This window comes from Bacillus mesophilus, assembly GCF_011008845.1.
Taxonomy (GTDB): Bacteria; Bacillota; Bacilli; order Bacillales; family SA4; genus Bacillus_BS; species Bacillus_BS mesophilus.
This window is the reverse complement of sequence record NZ_JAAIWM010000001.1, coordinates 88,647-109,124: the sequence shown is the minus strand read 5'-3', so window position 1 is coordinate 109,124 and position 20,478 is coordinate 88,647. Positions and strand designations below refer to the sequence as shown.

General features: G+C 37.5%; 19 protein-coding genes. All 19 read left to right on the top strand.

The window, feature by feature from the left end; translation table 11 throughout:
• The first annotated feature begins 9 nt into the window (after nt 1-9).
• The 19 genes from G4D63_RS00515 (at nt 10) to rbfA (ending at nt 20,415) form a co-directional block, all read left to right on the top strand.
• Nucleotides 10-315, top strand: coding sequence for a hypothetical protein (locus tag G4D63_RS00515; RefSeq protein ID WP_163176624.1), 306 nt, complete (start codon nt 10-12; stop codon nt 313-315).
• An 8-nt stretch (nt 316-323) separates the two neighbouring features.
• A complete protein-coding gene (locus G4D63_RS00510; protein WP_163176622.1) occupies nt 324-851 on the top strand; it encodes a hypothetical protein in 528 nt (175 codons plus the stop codon).
• A gap of 162 nt (nt 852-1,013) precedes the next feature.
• Complete coding sequence (gene rpsB, locus G4D63_RS00505; RefSeq protein ID WP_163176620.1) at nt 1,014-1,721, top strand: 30S ribosomal protein S2; 708 nt, start codon at nt 1,014-1,016, stop codon at nt 1,719-1,721.
• Between the two features lie 142 nt (nt 1,722-1,863).
• The gene (gene tsf / locus G4D63_RS00500) at nt 1,864-2,745 is read left to right on the top strand and encodes a translation elongation factor Ts (RefSeq protein ID WP_163176618.1); all 882 of its coding nucleotides are present in this window, start codon (nt 1,864-1,866) and stop codon (nt 2,743-2,745) included.
• Between the two features lie 310 nt (nt 2,746-3,055).
• Nucleotides 3,056-3,778: a UMP kinase gene (pyrH, locus tag G4D63_RS00495; RefSeq protein WP_163176616.1), complete on the top strand. Its 723-nt coding sequence runs from the start codon at nt 3,056-3,058 to the stop codon at nt 3,776-3,778.
• Nucleotide 3,779: 1 nt separating this feature from the next.
• Nucleotides 3,780-4,337 carry a ribosome recycling factor gene (gene frr / locus G4D63_RS00490; RefSeq protein ID WP_163176614.1) on the top strand — a complete coding sequence of 186 codons (558 nt, stop codon included), beginning with the start codon at nt 3,780-3,782 and terminating at the stop codon, nt 4,335-4,337.
• 312 nt (nt 4,338-4,649) lie between these two features.
• On the top strand, nt 4,650-5,423 hold the full coding sequence (locus tag G4D63_RS00485; RefSeq protein WP_163176612.1) for an isoprenyl transferase: 774 nt from the start codon (nt 4,650-4,652) through the stop codon (nt 5,421-5,423).
• Nucleotides 5,424-5,440: 17 nt separating this feature from the next.
• The gene (locus G4D63_RS00480; protein ID WP_163176610.1) at nt 5,441-6,229 is read left to right on the top strand and encodes a phosphatidate cytidylyltransferase; all 789 of its coding nucleotides are present in this window, start codon (nt 5,441-5,443) and stop codon (nt 6,227-6,229) included.
• Between the two features lie 42 nt (nt 6,230-6,271).
• Entirely contained in the window at nt 6,272-7,420 is a 1,149-nt protein-coding gene (locus G4D63_RS00475; protein ID WP_163176608.1) for a 1-deoxy-D-xylulose-5-phosphate reductoisomerase, read from the top strand.
• Nucleotides 7,421-7,433: 13 nt separating this feature from the next.
• Nucleotides 7,434-8,693, top strand: a complete 1,260-nt coding sequence (gene rseP / locus G4D63_RS00470) for an RIP metalloprotease RseP (RefSeq protein WP_163176607.1) — start codon at nt 7,434-7,436, stop codon at nt 8,691-8,693.
• A gap of 38 nt (nt 8,694-8,731) precedes the next feature.
• Complete coding sequence (locus G4D63_RS00465) at nt 8,732-10,429, top strand: proline--tRNA ligase (RefSeq protein WP_163176605.1); 1,698 nt, start codon at nt 8,732-8,734, stop codon at nt 10,427-10,429.
• Between the two features lie 174 nt (nt 10,430-10,603).
• Entirely contained in the window at nt 10,604-14,899 is a 4,296-nt protein-coding gene (locus tag G4D63_RS00460; protein WP_163178325.1) for a PolC-type DNA polymerase III, read from the top strand.
• Between the two features lie 219 nt (nt 14,900-15,118).
• On the top strand, nt 15,119-15,592 hold the full coding sequence (gene rimP / locus G4D63_RS00455; protein WP_163176603.1) for a ribosome maturation factor RimP: 474 nt from the start codon (nt 15,119-15,121) through the stop codon (nt 15,590-15,592).
• A 286-nt stretch (nt 15,593-15,878) separates the two neighbouring features.
• Nucleotides 15,879-16,979: a transcription termination factor NusA gene (gene nusA, locus G4D63_RS00450; RefSeq protein ID WP_163176601.1), complete on the top strand. Its 1,101-nt coding sequence runs from the start codon at nt 15,879-15,881 to the stop codon at nt 16,977-16,979.
• Between the two features lie 13 nt (nt 16,980-16,992).
• On the top strand, nt 16,993-17,268 hold the full coding sequence (rnpM, locus tag G4D63_RS00445) for an RNase P modulator RnpM (protein WP_163176599.1): 276 nt from the start codon (nt 16,993-16,995) through the stop codon (nt 17,266-17,268).
• Complete coding sequence (locus tag G4D63_RS00440) at nt 17,268-17,573, top strand: YlxQ family RNA-binding protein (RefSeq protein ID WP_163176597.1); 306 nt, start codon at nt 17,268-17,270, stop codon at nt 17,571-17,573. Before rnpM ends, G4D63_RS00440 begins: the two co-directional genes overlap by 1 nt.
• Nucleotides 17,574-17,589: 16 nt before the next feature.
• Nucleotides 17,590-19,764, top strand: coding sequence for a translation initiation factor IF-2 (infB, locus tag G4D63_RS00435; RefSeq protein ID WP_163176595.1), 2,175 nt, complete (start codon nt 17,590-17,592; stop codon nt 19,762-19,764).
• Nucleotides 19,764-20,042, top strand: a complete 279-nt coding sequence (locus G4D63_RS00430; RefSeq protein WP_163176593.1) for a DUF503 domain-containing protein — start codon at nt 19,764-19,766, stop codon at nt 20,040-20,042. The genes infB and G4D63_RS00430 overlap by 1 nt, the downstream gene beginning before the upstream one ends.
• A 13-nt stretch (nt 20,043-20,055) precedes the next feature.
• Nucleotides 20,056-20,415 carry a 30S ribosome-binding factor RbfA gene (gene rbfA, locus G4D63_RS00425; protein ID WP_163176591.1) on the top strand — a complete coding sequence of 120 codons (360 nt, stop codon included), beginning with the start codon at nt 20,056-20,058 and terminating at the stop codon, nt 20,413-20,415.
• The last annotated feature ends 63 nt before the right edge of the window (nt 20,416-20,478 follow it).

Genomic DNA, 20,478 nt, shown 5'->3' with positions numbered 1-20,478 from the left:
GTGGTTAAAGTGAGTTTAAAGCTTATAGAACTACAGGTTGCACTTCCCAGAACACAGGACTTTGGTAAGCTACAAGAGCAATTACAGCAAAGAGGCCAACATATGCAAGACCAAATAGCCCGAGGGGCAAAGATAGAAGATGAACGAAAAAGAAAACAAGTTGTCAAAAATGATAAAAAAGAAAAGTCAGCTCTTAACCTAGATTCATCAACAACAAACGGCGCTCAAGTGAAATCCTCGTCACAAAAGAAGACGAATCAAGAAGAAAAAGAACAGCACCCTTTTATAGGGAAAATTATTGATATTAGTGGGTAGGAGAATTTATGAATACTTTTTTATTAATTGTTAGCTTTGTTCTTCATGCCGTTTCATTCCTAATTATTATCCTTCTATACTATAGGTTAGAACAGACAAGAGAAATTGAACGGAAACAAGGAAATCTCTTAAAAGATATGGAGGATGTTCTATCATCTTACATTATGGAGATGAAAGAGGAGAATGAACTCTTCTTAAAAAAGGTAAAGCATGATTATAAGCCAATGAATACTAAGCCTTCTACTGAAAAAGAGACAACAAAAAAGGAAAAACTAGCTTCAATTAGCATAAATACAATCGAACCACAACTTTCGGATGAAGATCTATTATCATTACTACCTAAGTTTGATGAAGACCTTAAGACATTCGATTCAAGCAAAGGTTCCAAGCAAGAAAAGGAAGAAAAAGAATTTGAACTGTTACCATTAGGGCAACAAGCAAAAAAACTACATAATAAAGGATTATCAGTGGAAGAGATTGCTAAACAATTGAATAAAGGAGTGACAGAAATCGAGCTCTTTTTAAAATTTAATTGATAACTCGGCAAAACTAGCTTGATTATGACTTTTTCCTGTGTTATAGTAACTCTTGGTGTTAAATACACACGCTTATAGATTTGGACAATGGTGCTGTTAAACAGTTTTGTCTAAAAATGAAATGAGCGGAGGAAAACAAAAACCAATTAGGAGGAAACAAACATGTCAGTAATTTCTATGAAGCAATTACTAGAAGCTGGTGTTCACTTTGGTCATCAAACACGCCGTTGGAACCCAAAAATGAAGAAGTACATTTTCACAGAACGTAACGGAATCTACATCATCGATTTACAAAAAACGGTGAAAAAGGTTGAAGAAGCTTATAACTTCGTTAAAGAGCTTGGAGCTAATGGTGGTACAATGCTTTTTGTTGGTACGAAAAAGCAAGCTCAAGATTCTGTTAAAGAAGAAGCTGAGCGTTCAGGTATGTACTTTGTTAACCAACGTTGGTTAGGTGGTACACTAACAAACTTTGAAACAATCCAAAAGCGTATTAAGCGCCTTCGTGATATCGAAAAGATGCAAGAAGATGGAACTTTCGAAGTTCTTCCTAAGAAGGAAGTTATTAACTTAAAGAAAGAATTAGATCGTCTTGAGAAGTTCTTAGGCGGTATTAAAGATATGAAGCAACTTCCAGATGCTTTATTCATCATTGACCCTCGTAAAGAACGTATTGCAGTTGCTGAAGCACATAAATTAAACATCCCAATCGTAGGTATCGTTGATACTAACTGTGATCCAGATGAAATTGATTATGTTATCCCTGCAAATGACGATGCAATTCGTGCTGTAAAACTTTTAACTGCAAAAATTGCTGATGCAATTCTTGAAGCTAAACAAGGTGAAGAAACAGCACCAACTACTGCATAATATTAATTGAAGGTGATAAGAGGGACAAAAGCCTTTTATCACCTTTTTTAAGCAAATACAGTAGATTGAATAGAAGCTTTATAGGCTATATTATAGTAGAACATTTAAATTACATAATAGATAGTATGAAGGAGGAACTACAATGGCTGTAACAGCTCAAATGGTAAAAGAATTACGTGAGAAAACTGGCGCTGGAATGATGGATTGTAAAAAAGCATTAACTGAAACTGATGGTGATATGGACAAAGCAATTGATTTCCTACGCGAAAAAGGTATTGCAAAAGCAGCTAATAAGTCTGACCGTATTGCTGCTGAAGGGATTTCTGCAATCGAAGTTAATGGAAATGAAGCTGTAATCTTTGAAGTTAACTCTGAGACTGATTTCGTTGCTAAGAACGAAGGATTCTTAAACTTAACAAGAGAATTGGGTAGTCACCTATTAAAGAACAAGCCTGCTTCTATTGAAGAAGCATTAGAACAAAAAATGGACAATGGTTCAAGTGTTCAAGAACATATTAATACTGCAATTGCTAAAATCGGTGAGAAGTTAACGCTACGTCGTTTCTCTGTTGCTACTAAAACAGACAATGATGCATTTGGTGCTTACTTACACATGGGTGGACGTATTGGTGTATTAACAGTTCTTGAAGGTACAACTGATGAGTCTGTAGCAAAAGATATTGCAATGCATATCGCTGCTGTAAACCCTAAGTATGTTGATAGAAGTGCTGTTACAGAAGAGGAAATTGCACGTGAGCGTGAAGTGTTAACTCAGCAAGCACTTAATGAAGGTAAGCCAGAAAATATCGTTGCAAAAATGGTTGAAGGTCGCCTTGGTAAATTCTTTGAAGACATCTGCTTACTTGACCAAAGCTTTGTAAAAGATCCGGACCAAAAAGTACGCAAGTTTGTTGAAAGCAAAGGTGCTACTGTTAAGAACTTCGTACGTTACGAAGTAGGAGAAGGTATCGAGAAGCGTCAAGATAACTTTGCTGAAGAGGTTATGAACCAGGTTAATAAATAAGCTCAGCACTGTTTATAAAACAGAAACAAGGGAACACACTGTGTTCCCTATTTTTTAAAAGAAATGCTGTGTTAAAGAATAGTGTTGATAATTAGCACTGTTGATTGAAGTTGGAAGGACGCGAGACTCCTGCGGGAAAGCGGGTCGCGGGAGACCCCACAGGCGCGCTTTTCGCCGAGGAGGCTCACGGACTCGCCCGCGGAAAGCGAGTGTCCTGTAACGAAAATCAACAACAAGGTTTAACACAGCCAAAAGAAACAAAAAAGATAAGAAAATATCTTACATATTACTTGGTTCGCAGGAGGTAAAAATGACGTCTGCAAAATATAAACGAGTTGTCTTAAAGCTTAGTGGTGAAGCGCTTGCTGGAGATCAAGGTTTTGGAATTAATCCAGCTGTCATACAATCAATTGCAAAACAGGTAAAAGAAATAGCTGAAATGCAAGTAGAAGTAGCAGTTGTGGTAGGTGCTGGAAATATCTGGCGTGGTAAAGCAGGTAGTGAAATGGGAATGGATCGTGCAAATGCAGATTATATGGGCATGCTTGCTACGGTTATGAATTCACTAGCATTGCAAGATAGTCTTGAGAATTTAGGGATTCAAACTAGAGTTCAATCATCGATTGAAATGCGTCAAGTAGCAGAGCCTTATATTCGTAGAAAAGCAATCAGGCATTTGGAGAAGGGGCGGGTTGTCATTTTCGCAGCAGGTACAGGTAACCCTTACTTTTCTACTGATACTACAGCAGCTTTACGAGCAGCTGAAATTGAAGCTGACGTTATATTAATGGCTAAGAATAATGTGGACGGAGTATACACTGCAGATCCTTCCATTGATAAAACAGCTACTAAGTATGAAAGCTTATCTTATCTTGATGTTTTAAAAGAGGGCTTAGGTGTAATGGATTCAACAGCGTCCTCTCTATGTATGGATAACGATATTTCCTTGATTGTTTTTTCAATTATGGAAGAAGGTAATATCAAGCGAGCAGTGTTAGGGGAAAATATTGGAACGATAGTGAGGGGGAAGTAACATGACTGGGCAAGTAGTTAAAAATGCTAAAGAAAAAATGGATAAAGCAATTCAAGCTTACCAACGTGAGCTTTCTACAATCCGCGCTGGGCGTGCGAGTGCATCATTACTAGATAAGATTACAGTTGATTATTATGGAGCTCCAACACCAGTAAATCAATTAGCATCCGTTAATGTTCCAGAAGCAAGAATGCTAATTATTACTCCATATGATAAAACTGCACTAGGTGAAATAGAAAAAGCGATTATGAAATCTGATCTTGGGATCACTCCTACAAATGATGGGTCAGTTATCCGTATTGTCATTCCAGCATTAACGGAAGAGCGTCGTGTAGAATTAACGAAGCTAGTAAAAAAATATGGCGAGGAAGCAAAAGTTGCTGTTCGTAATATCCGCCGTGATGGAAATGATGAATTGAAGAAGCTTGAGAAAAATGGTGAAATTACCGAAGACGAATTACGTAGTTTAACTGAAGCCATCCAAAAAGAAACGGATGCACATATTACTCAGGTTGATAACGTAACAAAGGAAAAAGAAAAAGAAATTATGGCAGTTTAAGCCATTAAACGGTAAAATAGTGAGTAGAATTATAGACCCTCTATATTTAGGGGGTTTTTTAAATTGGTTTTTGTCTAGGATACGTTATAGATACTTTAAAGGCTCGCATATAGAACTTTTATAGTAGTGTAGAATGTCTGAAGGGCTCAGTGACTGTAATACTTAATCAATTGACTCTGTATAAGAACAGGTTTGGTTTTTAAAAATTCTACATATATAAAGAAAATCTTCCTTATAAATGTAATGAAGCTTAGAGTTTCTTTGAACTGTGGATAAGCTTTGTTTATAATGGTAATGATGGGGGATAAGAAGATGCTTGATAAACTAAAACGTTGGAATACCAAAAAAGAAAATATAACGACACCTTCAAAAGAAGATGTTTTGTCTAGGCCTGTTCCTAAGCATATTGCCATTATTATGGATGGAAATGGGCGTTGGGCAAATAAGAGAGCATTACCTCGTATAGCTGGTCACCATGAGGGAATGAAAGTAGTAAGAAAAATCACCAGGGTTGCAAATGAGTTGGGAGTTCAGGTATTAACTCTTTATGCATTTTCTACTGAGAATTGGAAGCGACCCAAACAAGAGGTTGAATACTTAATGAAGCTTCCAGAGGAGTTTTTAGGTACTTTCTTACCGGAGTTAGTCGAACAAAATGTTAGAGTCCAGATGATGGGGAATCACAATGAAATTCCGATTCATACTAGAAATGCAGTTGAACGAGCTATAGAGGAAACGAAGGATAATACCGGGTTAATACTAAATTTCGCACTAAACTATGGATCTCGGGATGAAATTACTAAGGCAATTAAACAAATTGCCTCAGATGTTAAAGCTGGACAAATATCGGAAACGGATATTGATGATCAACTAGTCTCACAATACTTAATGACTAGAAAAATAAAAGACCCTGATTTGTTAATTCGTACAAGCGGTGAATACAGACTTAGTAACTTCATGCTATGGCAGCTTGCCTACACTGAGTTTTGGTTTACAGATATACTATGGCCTGACTTTTCTGAAAGTGAGTTACTAGAAGCGATTGACGAGTTTCAAAAACGGAACCGCAGGTATGGGGGCGTATAAAAGGTGATGAATACAATATGATCCAAAGAATCTTAACAGCAGTTCTAGCTGCAGCGATATTTTTGCCATTTGTCATTATAGGTGGACTACCGTTTACCATATTTATTTATTTACTGGCATCTATCGCAATTTATGAACTATTAAAAATGAAAAAAATATCTTTACTATCGTTTCCTGGGATATTGAGTTTGGTATTGATTTGGGTGCTTTTATATCCCAATACAACCATTGATTTCCTTACGGAAGTAAATATATCAAAGGTTGAAATCGCACTTTTAGCAGTCGTGTTTTTATTATCTTATACAGTTGTAACTAAGAATCAGTTTACCTTTGATCATGCAGCTTTTATTATATTAGCTACGATTTATATAGGAACTGGTTTTTATTACTTCATTCAGATCAATGAACAAGGCTTGAAGTATCTCTTTTTTGCTATGTTTGTTATATGGGCAACAGACTCGGGTGCATATTTTGTTGGAAGAGCAATGGGCAAAAGAAAGCTATGGCCTGAAATCAGTCCTAATAAAACGATAGAAGGCTCAGTAGGCGGTATTCTATGTGCATTAGTTGTTGCCATTATCTTTCAAGCAATTTTACCAATTAGTGATTCATTTGTAATGGTAATCATCATTACAATCTTATTATCGATATTTGGACAAATAGGTGACTTAGTAGAATCTGCTTTAAAGAGACACTACTCAGTTAAAGATTCAGGTACACTTTTACCTGGACATGGTGGTATATTAGATCGCTTTGATAGTCTATTATTTGTTTTACCGATTTTTTACTTCTTACAATTTATCTAATAGCTGTTATAACTAGCTTGTTTATACTTAGGAGCTGTAATTATGAAAAAAATTAGTTTGTTAGGGGCTACCGGGTCGATTGGAACACAGACACTTGACCTTGTTCGGCTTCATCCTGAGCAATTTCAGATAGTTGCACTTTCTTTCGGTAGAAATCTTGAACTAGGGTTAAAGCTTGTAAATGAGTTTCAACCGAAATTAATTTCTGTCCTTTCAAAAGAGGATCGGACCATCGTCGAGCAACAACTTACATACTCGGCCAAGGTTACGTATGGTGAGGATGGATTAACTGAAGTGGCGACGCATCCCGATGCCACTATTTTAGTAAATGCTGTAATAGGAAGTGTTGGACTCATCCCTACATTGGAAGCAATTAAAGAAAAGAAAACAATAGCCATTGCAAATAAAGAAACTCTTGTGACAGCTGGACAGATTGTTATGAACCTAGCGGAGAAGTACGAGGTAGATATTCTACCTGTTGACAGTGAACATTCAGCTATCTTTCAATCCTTAGTAGGACAAGATCAATCTAAGATTAGTCGATTGATTTTAACTGCATCTGGAGGCAGCTTTCGTGACCGCAATAGAGAAGAACTTAAAGATGTTACGGTTAAAGAGGCACTTGCCCATCCAAACTGGTCAATGGGAGCGAAGATCACCATTGATTCAGCTACAATGATGAACAAAGGACTAGAAGTGATTGAAGCTAGATGGCTTTTTAATATTCCATATGAAAAAATTGAGGTAATTTTACATAAAGAGAGTATTATTCACTCTATGGTCGAATATGATGACACAAGTGTAATGGCACAGCTTGGCACACCTGATATGAGAGTACCTATTCAATATGCACTTACATATCCTTATCGGTTAGAGCTGCCCATCTCCAAAAAATTAAATCTATGGGAAATTGGGACACTGCATTTTAATAAAGTCGATTTTGAAAGATACAAATGCTTAGCCTTTGCATACGAGGCAGGGAAAGCCGGAGGAACTCTCCCTACCGTTTTAAATGCAGCAAATGAAGTGGCAGTAGATGCCTTCCTATCAGGTAGAGTAAATTTTTTAGAAATAGAAGACCTTATTGAAAGGGCTCTTGAAGCACATCAGAACATCATGGATCCAGATTTACAGACCATTCAACAAGTGGATCAGGAAACTAGAAGGTATGTAGTATCACTACTAAAGTAAAGGTGGGTTATCATTGAATACAGTCATTGCTTTTGTGATTATATTTGGTGCACTAGTATTTTTTCATGAATTAGGTCATTTAGTGCTAGCAAAAAGAGCTGGAATTTTATGTCGTGAGTTTGCGATAGGATTTGGACCGAAAGTGTTCTCTTTTAAAAGAGATGAAACGATCTACACAATTCGCCTATTACCTATTGGTGGATTTGTTCGTATGGCAGGAGAAGACCCCGAAACGATTGATGTAAAACCTGGTTATCATATTGGCTTATTACTAAATAATGCTAATGAAGTCATCAAAATTATCTTAAATAATAAAGATAAGTACCCTAATGCAAGAGTAATCGAGGTAGAGGAAGCTGACCTTGAAAAGCAGTTGTTTATTGCTGGTTATGAGCAGGATGAAGAAAAATTAGAACGTTTTACTGTTCATGAAAAGGCAGTATTGGTGATTGATGGTCAAGAAACACAAATTGCACCTTACAACCGCCAGTTTGGCTCAAAGACATTGCTTCAACGAACACTGGCAATCATTGCTGGTCCTGCTATGAATTTTGTACTGGCTTTTGTTATATTTTTATTACTTGGATTATTACAAGGAAGTCCTGTAAACGAAGCGAGACTTGGTGAGGTTGTAGAAAACAGCCCTGCTGCTGAAGCGGGACTACAACAAGGTGATGTTATTCAAACGATCGATGGAGTTGATGTATCTACATGGGAGGACGTTGTTGAGATTATTCGTGTTCACCCTGAAGAAGAACTTTCATTCACAATTGTGAGAGATGGCACACCTATAGATTTAATGATTACACCTGGTAAGTCCACTTCTGGTGAAGAGACATATGGAGTGATTGGTGTCTACAGTCCAGTGGAAAAAGGTATACTAAGCTCCATCCAAAATGGATTTACACAAACTTTTTATTGGACAAAGGAAATAGTAATCGGTCTTAGCAAATTAATTACAGGCCAGTTTTCAATTGATATGCTTTCAGGTCCAGTTGGGATTTATGATGCCACTGATCAAGTTGCGCAAACTGGTGTTTATAATTTAATGAGATGGGGAGCAATCCTTAGTATCAATCTTGGAATTATTAATTTACTACCTTTACCGGCTCTAGACGGAGGAAGATTGATGTTCTTCTTAGTAGAAGCAGTTAGAGGTAAGCCGATTGATCGTCAAAAAGAAGGATTAGTACACTTTATTGGGTTTGCCTTCTTAATGTTATTAATGCTAGTTGTAACATGGAATGATATCCAACGCATTTTTAATATGTAGTTTATAATGATAGTTAAAATTAAATGAGGTGCACTTAGATGAAACAAAGTATGATGTTTATTCCTACTCTTAGAGAAGTACCAGCAGATGCAGATGTGAAAAGTCACCAGCTTCTTCTAAGAGCTGGTTTTATCCGCCAAAACTCCGCGGGTGTTTATACCTTTTTGCCACTTGGTAAAAAAGTTCTACAGAAGGTAGAGCAAATTGTAAGAGAAGAGATGGACCGTGCTGGAGCCGTCGAAATGTTTATGCCGGCTCTACAATTAGCCGAGCTTTGGCAGGAGTCAGGTAGATGGTATTCATATGGACCAGAAATGATGAGAGTAAAGGATCGTCATAATCGTGATTTTGCGATGGGACCAACTCATGAGGAAATGATTACGAGCTTAGTGAGAGATGAAGTAAATTCATACAAAAAGCTACCTCTAACTCTTTACCAAATTCAAACTAAATTTAGAGATGAGAAAAGACCTCGATTTGGATTATTGCGTGGAAAAGAGTTTATTATGAAGGATGCATATTCTTTTCATTCTTCCTTTGAGAGCTTAGATGATGTATATGAAAAGCTTTACGAAGCGTATTCAAACGTATTTTCACGTTGTGGCTTAAACTTTAGAGCGGTAATAGCTGATTCAGGTGCGATGGGTGGAAAAGATACTCACGAATTTATGGTGTTATCTGAGATCGGAGAAGATACAATTGCATATTCAGATTCATCAAGCTATGCAGCGAATGTAGAAATGGCTCCGGTGATCACGACGTATGAAAAGAGCCAGAGCAGTCAAGATGAATTGCAAAAGCTCGATACTCCTGGACAAAAATCAATTGAAGAGGTATCTACTTTCCTAAGTGTGTCTCCTGAGCAATGTCTAAAATCTATCATGTTTAAAGTAGATGATCAATTCGTGCTAGTAGTTGTAAGAGGCGATCATGAAATAAATGATGTGAAGATAAAGAATATCTTTAACGCTTCGGTAGTTGAATTGGCTACCGCTGAAGAAACAAAGACAACCCTCGGGCCAGTTGGCTCATTAGGACCAATTAACGTTCCAGGCTCTCTAAAAATTATTGCTGATCATGCTGTTCAATATATAGTCAATGGTGTATGTGGAGCAAACGTTGAGGGAGTTCATTTTACAGGCGTTAATCCAGATCGAGACATAGAAAATGTTCAGTATGAGGATGTTCGATTCATTATCGAAGGAGACCCTTCTCCTGATGGAAAAGGAACCATTGTATTCGCTAAAGGGATTGAAGTAGGACATGTGTTCAAACTAGGAACACGATATAGTGAAGCAATGAATGCAACTTTCTTAGATGAAAATGGGAAATCCAAACCAATGATTATGGGATGTTATGGTATAGGTGTTTCTAGAACAGTAGCAGCGATTGCTGAACAATTTAATGATGAGAATGGCTTAGTTTGGCCTCAGGCAGTTTCGCCATTCGATCTTCACTTAATTGTTGTAAATCCAAAGCAAGATGACCAAAAAGGACTTGCTGACGAGTTATACACAATCCTTAATGATAAATTTGAAGTATTATATGATGATCGTCAGGAGCGTCCGGGTGTAAAGTTTGCAGATTCAGATTTAATGGGCTTACCAATCCGAATTACAGTCGGAAAAAAAGCTGGTGAAGGTGTTATTGAACTAAAAGTAAGAAGCACAGGTGAGGTTTTGGAAATAACTACTGAAAATCTTATCGAGACAATTGAGAAATATATTGTAAAATAGAATTAGACATAAAAAAGGTACCTCTTCATTATGAGGTACCTTAAATATTTCGCCTTAAGGGAATAATGCTAACATGTTAAAGTTAATTCGAATAGCATAGATTGGTTAACGCTACCGTAGAGAACACGGCGCATAAATAACCTGTATTACATGGAGAGGAGAGATCTATTCGTGATGGAACTTTCAAGTGAACAAATAGATCGGTTTGAAATCCTACTACAACAATTAAATGTAACGGATGATGTAAAAGAATATTTTAAAGGTGCGGGGATTGAAAAAGTATCCGTTCATACCCAAACTAAAACTTGGCATTTCTCTTTTATTTTGCAAAGGCTCTTGCCAGCTCCAATGTTTGAATTGTTTGCTACCCAACTTACGCAAGCCTTCTCTCATATTGCATCAATACGTTTTTCAGTTAAAGCTATTGAGAAAAACATACTCGAAAAAGATATTATTGAATACTGGCCAATTTGTATTGAAAGGCTAGAATCAGTTTCTCCAATGTTTTTGCCACTTTTAAAAGATCAAACTCCGACCTTACAAGGAGCAAAGATTACGATTAAAGCTAGAAATGATGCAGAAGCTGTAACAGTAAAAAGAAAATACGGACAACCTATCACCTCTCAGCTTGAGCAATTTGGGTTTCCGCCTTTACAATTGGATACGATTGTTGAGCACTCTACTGAAGAGTTTGAAAGATTCATAGAACAAAAAGAAATAGAAGATCGAAATAAAGTTATAGCAGCGATCTCAGAGATGCAAAAGAAGGATAAGGACTCTAGTCAAGAACAAACGGGTCCTATAACAATTGGTTATAGCATTAAGGAAGACCCAGTTAGCATTCAAGCTATTCAAGAAGAGGAAAGAAGAGTTATCATACAAGGTTATATCTTCGACGCGGAGACAAAGGAATTAAGAAGCGGAAGACATCTGTTAACCTTCAAGGTTACGGATTATACTAGCTCCATTCTAGTTAAAATGTTCTCACGTGATAAAGAGGATATTCCAGTGCTTCAATCTGTGAAAAAAGGCATGTGGGTGAAAGTACGTGGAGGGGTACAAAACGATACCTTCATACGTGACCTTGTAATGATGGCTAATGATATCCAAGAAATTAACCCAGTTAAACGAATGGACATGGCCCCAGAAGGTGAAAAAAGAGTAGAATTACATGCTCATTCGCCAATGAGTCAAATGGATGCTGTTACATCGGTTGGAAAGCTTATTGAACAAGCGAAGAAGTGGGGCCACAAAGCCTTTGCTCTAACAGACCATGCTGTCGCACAATCCTTTCCAGAAGCCTATTCTGCCGGGAAGAAGCATGGTGTTAAAATCATTTATGGACTAGAAGCAAATCTAGTAAATGATGGGGTGCCAATTGCTTATAATGAGCAACATCGCCTTCTTGCTACTGACACGTATGTAGTTTTTGACGTAGAAACAACAGGTTTATCTGCTGTATATGATACGATCATCGAACTTGCAGCAGTAAAAATAAAAGAGGGTCAAATTATCGATCGATTTGAATCCTTCGCTAATCCGCATCATTCCCTTTCGGCTACCACGATTGACTTAACAGGGATCACAGATGATATGGTTCGTGATGCACCAGAAGTTGCAGAAGTTATTGAGCGATTTAAAAATTGGATTGGTGATGATATTCTTGTTGCTCACAATGCAAGCTTTGATATGGGCTTTCTAAACGTAGGATATAAAAAACTTGGTTATGAAAAGGCAAAGAACCCTGTTATAGATACACTGGAATTAGCTAGATTTTTATTTCCAGAAATGAAAAACCACCGATTAAACACATTGTGTAAAAAGTTCGATATTGAATTAACGCAGCATCACCGTGCGATTTATGATGCTGAGGCAACAGGATACCTTCTAATGAAGATGCTTAAAGATTCTTTAGCCGTTGGGATCGAGTATCATGATCAGCTAAATGATAATATGGGTAAAGGTAATGCCTATCAAAGAGCAAGGCCTTCTCACATAACCTTGCTTGCTAAAGATGAGATTGGATTAAAAAATCTATTTAAATTAATTTCAATTTCGCACATGGATTATTTCTACCGTGTTCCTAGAATACCGCGCTCTAAGCTAATAAAGCATAGAGAAGGTCTTCTCATTGGGTCAGCCTGTGATCGAGGAGAAGTATTTGAAGCGATGATGCAAAAGTCGCCTGAAGAAGTAGAGGATATCGCTCAGTTCTATGATTATTTAGAGGTTCAGCCTCCTGAGGTTTATGCTCATCTAATCGAATTAGAGCTAATTCGTGATCAAAGGGCACTGCTGGATATTATGACCAACATTGTAAAGCTAGGAGTAAAATTGGACAAGCCTGTCGTTGCAACAGGAAATGTACATTATCTAGAACATGAGGATTATATTTATCGAAAAATACTTGTAGGATCACAAGGTGGAGCAAATCCTTTAAATCGCCATAAGTTACCGAAAGTCCATTTTAGAACAACTGATGAAATGCTAGAAGCATTCTCCTTCCTTGGTGCAGAAAAAGCTAAGGAAATCGTTGTAACAAATACAAATTATATTGCTGATTTAATTGGAGAAGTTAAGCCAATAAAGGATGATCTTTATACACCGAAAATTGAAGGTGCCGATGAAGAAATGCGGGAAATGAGTTATGCGATGGCGCGTTCCATTTACGGTGATCCTCTACCTAAACTAGTTGAAGATCGATTAGAAAAAGAGCTTAAATCGATTATTGGTCATGGATTTGCTGTCATCTATTTAATCTCTCATAAACTAGTTAAAAAATCACTTGATGATGGTTATCTAGTAGGTTCCCGTGGATCGGTAGGATCGTCATTCGTAGCAACGATGACGGAGATTACCGAGGTAAATCCGTTACCACCGCATTATGTATGTCCAAAGTGTAAGCGTTCGGAATTTTTTGATGACGGATCTGTCGGTTCAGGCTTCGATTTGCCTGATAAAGATTGTCCTGATTGTGGAGCTCGCTATAAAAAAGATGGGCATGATATCCCGTTCGAGACTTTCCTTGGATTTAAGGGGGATAAAGTACCAGATATAGACCTTAACTTCTCAGGTGAATATCAGCCAAAGGCGCATAACTATACAAAGGTTTTATTTGGAGAGGATAATGTATTCCGAGCAGGTACAATTGGTACTGTGGCAGAGAAGACTGCTTACGGGTATGTAAAAGGATACGCAAATGATAACAACCTGACAATACGTAGTGCCGAAATTGACCGACTTGTTTCAGGATGTACAGGCGTTAAAAGAACAACTGGTCAGCATCCAGGTGGAATTATAGTAGTCCCAGATTATATGGAAGTATTTGATTTCACACCTATCCAGTTTCCAGCTGATGACTCTTCGTCTGAGTGGAAAACTACACACTTTGACTTCCACTCAATTCACGATAACTTGTTGAAGCTAGATATCCTAGGGCACGACGATCCCACTGTGATCAGGATGTTACAAGATTTAAGTGGAATTGATCCAAAAACGATTCCTACTGATGATCCAGAGGTTATGAAGATTTTTGGAGGCACTTCTTCATTAGGAGTAACTGAAGAACAGATTTTGTGTAAAACCGGTACTTACGGTATCCCTGAATTTGGAACAAAATTTGTAAGACAGATGCTTGAAGATACAAAACCAACTACATTTTCTGAATTAGTTCAGATTTCAGGACTATCACATGGTACAGATGTTTGGTTGGGGAATGCATCTGAGTTAATTGCAAATGGAACATGTACGCTTAGTGAAGTTATCGGTTGTCGTGATGACATCATGGTATACCTGATTTACAAAGGTTTAGAGCCTTCTTTAGCATTTAAAATTATGGAAAACGTTCGTAAAGGAAAAGGGTTACCTGACGAATGGATTCAAGATATGAAAAATAATAATGTACCTAACTGGTATATCGATTCATGCTTAAAAATCAAATATATGTTCCCGAAGGCCCATGCTGCTGCATATGTATTAATGGCAGTTCGTATTGCTTACTTTAAGGTCCATCATCCGATTCTTTATTACGCTGCGTACTTTACGGTTAGAGCAGAGGATTTTGATATTGAAGCAATGGTTAGGGGTTCAAATGCAATTAAAGCAAAAATTGAAGAAATAAATGCTAAAGGATTCGATGCTTCTACAAAGGAAAAGAATCTTTTAACTGTCCTTGAAATATCTCTTGAAATGTGTGAACGCGGTTATTCATTCCAAAGAGTAGATCTTTATCGTTCAAGTGCAACAGAATTTATTGTAGATGGGAAAACATTGATTCCTCCATTTAATTCAATTCCAGGGTTAGGAACCAATGCAGCTATAAATATTGTAAAGGCAAGAGGAGATGGGGAGTTTTTATCAAAGGAGGACCTTCAACAGCGTAGTAAAATCTCTAAAACCATTCTAGAGTACCTTGATACCCAAGGTTGTCTAGAAGATCTTCCTGATCAAAACCAACTCTCTCTCTTCTAGAAAGTAAAGCTTTATGAGGTTTGTTATTATTTGCATAAAATAGGTGATTATGTTATAGTAACAGAGGAAATGCTATGAATAGGACGTCATGTAGAGTGGGGAAACCCACTCTTTCGTATTACTACCATATTTTTTTACATATTGAAAAAGAGTCCCTGCTAATAAGCAGGGCATTTTAATCAAACCTTATATATAAGCGTAAAGTAAAGGAGGGTATGAATGAGTAAAAAAGTAACAGATGTTGTCGAAGAACTAGTAACACCAATTTTAGATGAGCTTCAATTAGAATTAGCTGACCTTGAGTATGTAAAGGAAGGTAAGGATTGGTTCTTAAGAGTGTATATTGATTCACCTAATGGAATTGACATAGAACAATGCGGTACCGTTAGTGAACGTTTAAGTGAACGTCTAGATGAAACGGATCCAATTCCTCATCTTTATTTCTTAGAGGTGTCTTCACCTGGTGCTGAACGTCCTTTAAAAAAATCAAAGGATTTCGAAAAGGCAGTTGGTAAGCAAGTTTTTATTAAAACGTATGAACCAATTGATGGGGAAAAGCACTTTGAAGGTGAATTGATGAATTATGACGGAGAATCAGTGACAATTGCTCATATGATCAAAACAAGAAAGAAGGTAACAACTATTCCGTTTGAGAAAGTTGCAAGTGCGCGTCTTGCGGTTATCTTTAATTAGGGCTTTGAAGAACATAGTTAAAGTCGTTGGTAGTAAGAGCAAAGACCGGTGCCTAAATATTCTTCTCCTACTCCTGTTTCAGCAAAGGGCTAACGTCCTTTTTTGAAACAGGAGACCGCTGTTTGTGGCACTCATGTTAGTTGAGTGAGGGAGAAGAAGCAAATAAATGATAGGCCTTCTTGTGAATAGGGAAATTGATTGACATTTCTTCCTATTACGTACACTTTCTCTTTGGTACACATAGCTTTTTTGAAAATTAGATGATCTATTAAGGGGGATCCAAAAAATGAGTAGTGAGCTATTAGATGCCCTTATCATGCTAGAAAAAGAAAAGGGAATTAGTAAAGATATCTTACTAGATGCAATTGAAGCAGCACTTATTTCTGCTTATAAACGAAATTTTAATCAAGCTCAAAATGTGAGAGTAGATGTTAATCCTGAGCGTGGGTCTATGCGTGTATTTGCACGTAAAGATGTTGTAGATGATGTGTTTGATCCTAGACTTGAAATATCTGCAGAACAGGCTCGATTAATTAATCCAAACTACCAAGTTGGGGATGTAATTGAAATCGAAGTAACTCCAAAGGATTTCGGACGAATTGCTGCTCAGACCGCTAAACAGGTAGTTACTCAACGTGTTCGTGAAGCAGAAAGAGGCGTTATTTATTCTGAGTTCATAGACCGTGAAGAGGATATTATGACTGGAATTGTCCAGAGACAGGATGCGAGGTTCATATATGTTAACCTAGGCAAAATTGAAGCGTTGTTACCAGCCGCTGAACAAATGCCAAATGAAACATATAAGCCTCATGACAGAATAAAAGTCTTTATTACGAAAGTTGAAAGAACAACTAAGGGTCCTCAAATTTTTGTTTCGAGAACTCATCCCGGTTTATTAAAACGTTTATTTGAACTAGAAGTTCCAGAAATTTTTGATGGGACTGTTGAAATTAAATCAGTTGCCCGTGAAGCCGGCGATCGTTCTAAAATTTCAGTGCATACAGATAATCCAGATTTAGATCCTGTTGGATCTTGTGTCGGACCTAAAGGTGGCCGTGTGCAAGCAATTGTAAATGAATTAAAAGGTGAAAAAATTGACATTGTTAAATGGTCAAAAGATCCTATTGAGTTTGTTGCGAATGCATTAAGTCCTTCACAAGTTGAGGAAGTTATTGTTAATGAAGACGATAAAGCCACAACTGTAATCGTACCTGATAATCAGCTCTCACTGGCTATTGGTAAACGTGGTCAAAATGCTCGTCTAGCTGCAAAGCTAACAGGCTGGAAAATTGATATTAAGAGCCATTCTGATGCAGAAAAGTTAGATATTCTTGGTTCAGGAGCTATGTTAGAAGATCACAAGCTGCCGGTAGAGGAATTAGAGTAAGAGGTGAAGTTAGGTGAGAAATCGCAAGGTTCCCTTAAGAAAGTGTGTAGCAAGCCAAGAAATGAAGGATAAGAAAGATCTAATCAGAATTGTCCGCTCTAAAGAAGGGGATATTTCAATCGATCTAACTGGAAAGTTAGCTGGTCGAGGCGCGTATCTTAGTAAAGATAAGGATATTATCTTGCAAGCAAAAAAGAAAAACATATTAGCGAGTCACTTAAAGACCAAGATTGATGAATCCATCTATGAGGAATTACTTTCTCTAGTGGAAAAGGAGAATCAACAGTAGTGAACCAACAACCATGGAAATCTCTTGTAGGACTAGCTACTCGAGCGCGGAAGATTACTTCTGGGGAGGAACTGGTTGTAAAAGAGATTCAGCGAAATAAAGTTAAGCTTGTTCTGTTATCAAAGGACGCCTCAGCAAATACTGAAAAAAAGATAAGCGATAAATGTACATTTTACAAAGTACCACTTCGTCGAGTTGAAAATAGGTATGAGCTTGGTGAAGCCATTGGAAAAGATGCGCGAGTTGTCGTTGGTATACTGGATGAGGGGTTTGCCAAAAAGCTGAACGCATTGCTCGAGGAATAAATTCGGGGGTGAACGTATGAGTAAAATACGTGTTTATGAATATGCAAAAAAACAAAACATATCAAGTAAAGAAGTGATTAATATACTAAAAGAATTAAACGTAGAAGTATCAAACCATATGACAACAATTGAGGACGATGTTGTTGAAAAGCTAGATCAGCGTTTTCAAGGATCTCAAGTTCAGGAACCAAAAGCTGCAGAAAGTAAGACAGGTGAGGATGACAAGAAAAAACCTGAAGCTACTGCAACTGTAAAGAATAAGGCTGCAGCATATGATGAAGATGACGATGTAGTAGACAACACCCCTACTAAGAAGAAGGGTGCTAATAAGCGTAAAGAAAAAGATAACAAAAAAACGGGTCAGCAAGAGCAAGTTGCTTTCCAAAAAAATCGTCATAAGAAAAATGCGAAACAGACTACGGTGGGGAAAGTAACGGAACTTCCTGAAAAAATTATTTTTTCGGGGTCACTAACTGTTGCTGAGCTAGCTGCTAGTTTAGGGAAAGAGCCTTCAGAAATTATCAAAAAGCTTCTTGTACTTGGTGTAATGGCATCAATCAACCAATCACTTGATAAGGATACAATTGAATTGATTGCAGGTGAATATGGGGTTGAAGTAGAAGAAGAGATTGAATATGAAGAAACAGAATTCGAAGGTTATGAAATGGAAGATAAGGATGAGAATCTTCAAATTCGTCCACCAGTTGTAACAATCATGGGTCACGTTGACCACGGTAAAACAACTTTATTAGACTCCATCCGTCATACAAAAGTGACAGAGGGAGAAGCAGGGGGAATTACCCAGCATATTGGAGCTTATCAGGTAGAAGTAAACGAAAAGAAGATTACCTTCTTAGATACTCCAGGTCATGCTGCATTCACTACAATGCGTGCTCGTGGTGCGAAGATTACAGATATCACCATCTTAGTTGTTGCAGCTGATGATGGAGTAATGCCTCAAACAGTTGAAGCAATTAATCATGCGAAAGCTGCAGAGGTTCCAATTATTGTCGCAGTTAACAAAATTGACAAACCTGCTGCTAATCCGGACCGTGTTATGCAGGAACTAACTGAGCATGGTTTAGTTCCAGAAGCTTGGGGTGGAGATACGATTTTCGTACCAGTTTCTGCCTTAAATGGTGAAGGTATTGAAGATTTATTGGAAATGATTTTATTAGTAAGTGAAGTAGAAGAATGGAAAGCTAATCCTAAGCGTTTTGCAACAGGTACTGTTGTAGAAGCTCAATTAGACAAAGGGCGTGGCTCTGTAGCAACACTTCTAGTTCAAAATGGTACGCTACGTATTGGGGATCCAATCGTTGTAGGTAATAGCTTTGGACGCGTTCGTGCTATGGTAAACGATATTGGTCGTCGTGTTAAAGAGGCTGGTCCATCTACCCCAGTTGAGATAACAGGACTAAATGAAGTACCCTTAGCAGGAGATCCATTTATGGTTTTTGCTGACGAAAAGATGGCAAGATCTGTAGGGGAAGCACGTGCCCAAAAGCAACTCATTGAGCAACGTGGTGATAAAGCGAAGCTTAGCTTGGATGATCTATTTGAACAGATTAAACAAGGTGATATTAAAGACATTAATATTATCGTTAAAGCTGATGTTCAAGGTTCAGCTGAAGCACTTGCAGCTTCTCTTCAAAAGATTGAGGTTGAAGGTGTTCGCGTAAAAATCATCCACACGGGTGTTGGTGCAATTACTGAATCAGATATTATACTTGCTTCTGCTTCTAATGCGATTGTCATCGGATTTAATGTACGTCCAGACGTTAACGCGAAGAAGACTGCTGAACAAGAAGATGTTGATGTTCGTTTACATCGTATCATTTACAATGTAATTGATGAAATTGAATCAGCGATGAAGGGGATGCTTGACCCAGAATTTGAAGAAAAAGTGATTGGGCAAGCTGAAGTTCGTACTACCTTTAAAGTTTCTAAAGTTGGAACCATTGCAGGAAGTTATGTTACTGACGGTAAAATCACTCGTGATAGCGGAGTTCGTGTGATCCGTGATGGAATCGTTGTATTCGAAGGAAAGTTAGATACATTAAAGCGATTTAAAGATGATGTTAAAGAAGTCGCTCAAAACTATGAGTGCGGAATTACAATCGAAAAGTTCAATGATATTAAAGAAGGCGATATCATTGAGGCTTATGTGATGCAGGAAATTAAAAGATAATGATTGGATTTGTTGAATGTGAATGCTTCATTTATAATGCACAGTCGTTAAAGGAGAAGCGTGCAGTTCTTCAAAGAATCATATCTAGACTGAAGCAAAAATTTAACGTATCGGTTTCAGAAATTGATCATCAAGATGTATGGCAACGAACCACTATAGGCGTAGTTGCCATAACTTCATCTAAACAAGCAACTGAAAGAGAATTACAAAATTGCTTGAAGATGATTGATTCCTTTCCGGAAATAGAAAGAGCCGTTACTAACTTTGAATGGTATTAAACGAGGTGATCGTATGAGTTTACGTGCAACTCGAGTTGGAGAGCAAATGAAAAAAGAGCTCGGTGAAATTATCGGTCGAAAAATTAAAGACCCTCGCGTAGGGTTTGTAACTGTGACTGATGTTGAAGTTACAGGAGACCTCCAACAAGCAAAAGTATTCATTTCTGTTTTAGGAGATGAAGAACAAAGACAAAACACATTAAAAGGGTTAGCGAAGGCAAAAGGGTTTATTCGAAGTGAGATTGGCCAGCGAATTCGTTTACGTAAAACACCTGAGATTACATTCGAATTCGATGAATCAGTGGACTACGGTAACCGTATTGAATCATTGCTATCTGAACTAAATAAATCTTCACAACAAGATGAAGTTTAATGATGATTAACAAACACTGGATAGACAAAAAGTCTATCCAGTTTTGTTTAATCAAATCAATAG